The sequence below is a fragment of the Flavobacterium collinsii genome, from assembly GCF_902804485.1.
GTDB lineage: Bacteria > Bacteroidota > Bacteroidia > Flavobacteriales > Flavobacteriaceae > Flavobacterium > Flavobacterium collinsii.
In genome coordinates, this window is record NZ_CADCST010000170.1 from 1 (window position 1) to 3,280 (window position 3,280).

Annotated in this window: 2 protein-coding genes and 1 rRNA gene; 1 reads left to right on the forward strand and 2 read right to left on the reverse strand. The window is 31.6% G+C overall.

Features of this window, described 5'->3' with window-relative positions:
• Positions 1–100 (forward strand): 5S ribosomal RNA (gene rrf, locus FLA105534_RS23060); the annotation flags it as partial.
• 1,339 nt (positions 101–1,439) lie between these two features.
• Here rrf and FLA105534_RS23065 read toward each other — a convergent pair.
• Together FLA105534_RS23065 and FLA105534_RS23070 are read right to left on the reverse strand one after the other, a co-directional pair.
• The gene (locus FLA105534_RS23065) at positions 1,440–2,519 is read right to left on the reverse strand and encodes a pentapeptide repeat-containing protein (RefSeq protein WP_173968425.1); all 1,080 of its coding nucleotides are present in this window, start codon (positions 2,517–2,519) and stop codon (positions 1,440–1,442) included.
• 269 nt (positions 2,520–2,788) lie between these two features.
• A complete protein-coding gene (locus FLA105534_RS23070) occupies positions 2,789–3,148 on the reverse strand; it encodes a secretion protein (RefSeq protein ID WP_173968426.1) in 360 nt (119 codons plus the stop codon).
• Positions 3,149–3,280 lie beyond the last annotated feature (132 nt).

The window sequence follows — 3,280 nt, forward strand, 5'->3', positions numbered from 1 at the left end:
ATTGCGGCGGGGCTCACCTCTTCCCATCCCGAACAGAGTAGTTAAGCCCGCCTGCGCAGATGGTACTGCAGTTATGTGGGAGAGTATGTCGTCGCCTTTTTTTTTAAAACCCTATCCAAATCGGATAGGGTTTTTTGTTTTATAGCGTTTTTTAAATTCTTGCGTGCTTTGCGTAATGCTTTGCGAACTTTGCGGTTAAAAAACAGATCGCGGATTGTACTGATTCGCTATGCGAAAACGCGGATTAGAACAGATTTTTTTTGTTTATTTTTTATGTATTAGTTGCTAAGGGCTAGGTTGTTCTTTTGAGATTTGGCATTTGCTCTTTCAGAGCAATATTTACGCATAATACTCTTAATTATTAATAAGGGCTGAAAGCCCGAAAAGCAGAAAGCATAGTGCGAAGCGCTATGAAATAAATAGAAATAATATCATTTTTCGCCCTGAAAGGGCAGAAGCCTCAACATAAAGAGAAGAATTTATATTATTTTGAATAGTATTTTCTGGAAGATATTGATTTTTGGTTATCGAAAACTAGTAAGAATTTGTTTTTTTGCCCTTTCAGGGCTTTTTCTTTAAGGTATTGTTTCTATCGTTGACTGCGTTAGGGATGGCAGCGGTATCCTTTTGTGATAGCTGGCCTTTTCTTAAATCAGTTAAAACTTCTATCACAAAAGATTTAGCGTACAGCCCGACCCGAAGGGAAACGCCCAGAATAAGATTATACGTAAAACCTGATCTCTAGAAAGAGCTTGATGTCAATAAAATCAAAAATTTTCTCTTGTGTGAATTATAAGTGACGATTTCAACTGTGGGGCTAGTATTGTTGTGACGTATTGCCTCCCAACGGTTGAAACCGTCGGTAATATTTGCAATATTGTGTTTTGTATAACTTTGAGTCGCTGAAAAGGAAGCACTCAATATTCTTAAATCTCTGAAGTTTTAGATGGGTGACTTGTTGCAAAAAAACTTCATTAGCTATTTTTAAGTGCAAAAATAATCTACAAGATGTAATTAGATTAAAGAAAAATATTTTATCTGTTAATCAGCTATTTTTTGTTATATGTAAAGTTATTACTCGAATGGACATTTGGGCTAAATAATACTGTAGATGTAATACGGCAGGTACTGCAAATAGTTTTATAATACATTGTGACAATTATTCTAAGGTTATCACAAGAATACAACTAAATTACTTTTTAACGGGTTATTTAGTTGTATCTGACTTAAAGGGTATTAGTTTTTATTATTTGTAAAGAAGTATAGTAGTAATTTGCTTAGAGCTAAGTAAAAAGTTATTATAAGTGCTATCATTGTTTTATTATTTTTTTTGATTTTAATAATGTTGTGATGATCCCGAGAATTACTTTTATAGCAGTGATGTTATATGGTGTTGACTGATGTGGAATGTTTTGTGGCGTTATGCATTTTCGTTGTTATTACGGTAAAAATGTAATACCAGTTAAGTCTGCTTTATTATTTTTTAAGAATTCGTAGGTAATTTTATCGGTTTGACAATTTATGAATTGAACTCGTTTCAAGTTGTTGTTTTTAAAAAAGGTGTTTGTAAGTGTTGAATTTTGGAATATTACTTTTTTGAATTCACAGTTTTCAAAATAGCAATCCTCCAATGTTCCTTCAAAAATGATATTATCAAATTGCATTTCAACAAATGATGTATGATTCCATATTGCATTTACTACCGGATTGTTTATAAAAACTCCAGATTTGAATTCTGCTTCGGTAAAATTAGCATCAGAGAAATCACAGTCTTTGATGTGACTTTTGAAAAAAAGAGCTTCTTTTAGTAAACAATTTTTAAAAGTATTTTTGTTTAAACTGGAATTTAAAACCTGACCTTTTCTAATATCAGAAGCTGAAAAATCGCAATTGTCAAGATGATTATTCTTCATGAAATTTGCTCCAATAAAATTGGCGCCAGTGAAATCACAATCTTTAAGATAGTTTCTGGAAAATTCAGTCTCTTGTAAAGAACAATTTTTGAATATATTGTGTGTAAGGTTTGAGCTCTGGATATTACTGTTGCTAATGTTGGAATTTGTGAAGTCACAGCCATTTAGATTGTTGTTTTTTAGAATAAGACCCGATATATCTGATTCAATAAATAAGCAACGTTGCATATTGGAGGAACCAAATTTTTGGCTTAGATTTTTCAACCCCGAAAAATCAGCGTCTACCCAATTTCCATTTGACATATCCCAGCTAAGTTTTTTCTTTTGCTTTATCGATAACAATTCATCAGATTGATTTGCTAATAGTTCAATTGGTGTGGTTTTACTAGTTTCGGATTGAAAATTTTCGGAGAAATAATTAAGATCAACACCCAGAACTTCGGCCAAACGATTAAAAGTTGTTATATCTGGCATTGATTCTCCGCGTTCCCATTTTCCAACAGCTTGTGAACTAATAAATAGATGTTCGGCAAGCTGTGCCTGAGATAAGTTTATTTTTTTTCGTGCTACAGCAATTTTATTGCCGATCATTTTAGTATTTAACATGGTGTTATTTTTTTTGTTTTTAGATAATACAAAGGTATTTGGATGTGTTTTTAGAATCAAAAAAAAACAAAAACTTATAGTTGTATTTAGGCTACTTTTGGTTGCTATTTGACAACTACAGGTAGTATAGATGAGTGAAGGCTCGGAAATCCTGGGAGCTGATAAATACTTATAGCTTTGGTTGAAGTAAAATAAAAAAAAACAGCTCAATTCTGAGCTGCTCTTAATCAACTCAAAATTGAGCTGTTCTTGATTGTGGGGGCAAAAAATTAATCTTGTAAAGAAAGACTCTCATTTACAGCTTTGGTTGTAACTTTTATTTTGTGTGTCATAACCTTACCATTTTCTATTATCTCTAAGAAATAAAAATCGGATGAACAGCCTTCTAAACTAATCGTTGTTGATATTTCTAGTTTATTTATTTCCGACTCTCTGGAGTAAATTAAAATTTGATTTTGATCATAAATATTGAAAGAAGAACTTTCGGCAGCATCCAGTATAAATTTTATTGCTTTTTGATTTCCGGTTGCTATAGTCAAAGTATAATTGCGTGTACTTTCATCAGTATAAGTATAAATTGACGACAATAATAGGTCTCCAATAAATACTGTTTTACTAAATTGTGTCATTCTTTTAATTGTTTGATAGTCAAATAAAATTAAGGCGCAAAATTAGAAAATAAATTAAGTTTTATTCAAAGAAATCTTGTTTTTATAGTGGTAAATTGCTGAATTATAGATATTTTGGTGTTTCTATTAAAT

Excerpts from the sequence above, each read along its gene's own strand:
- FLA105534_RS23065 (WP_173968425.1), bottom strand. The coding sequence starts at position 2,519 with ATGTTAAATACTAAAATGATCGGCAATAAAATTGCTGTAGCACGAAAA.
- FLA105534_RS23070 (WP_173968426.1), bottom strand. The coding sequence starts at position 3,148 with ATGACACAATTTAGTAAAACAGTATTTATTGGAGACCTATTATTGTCG.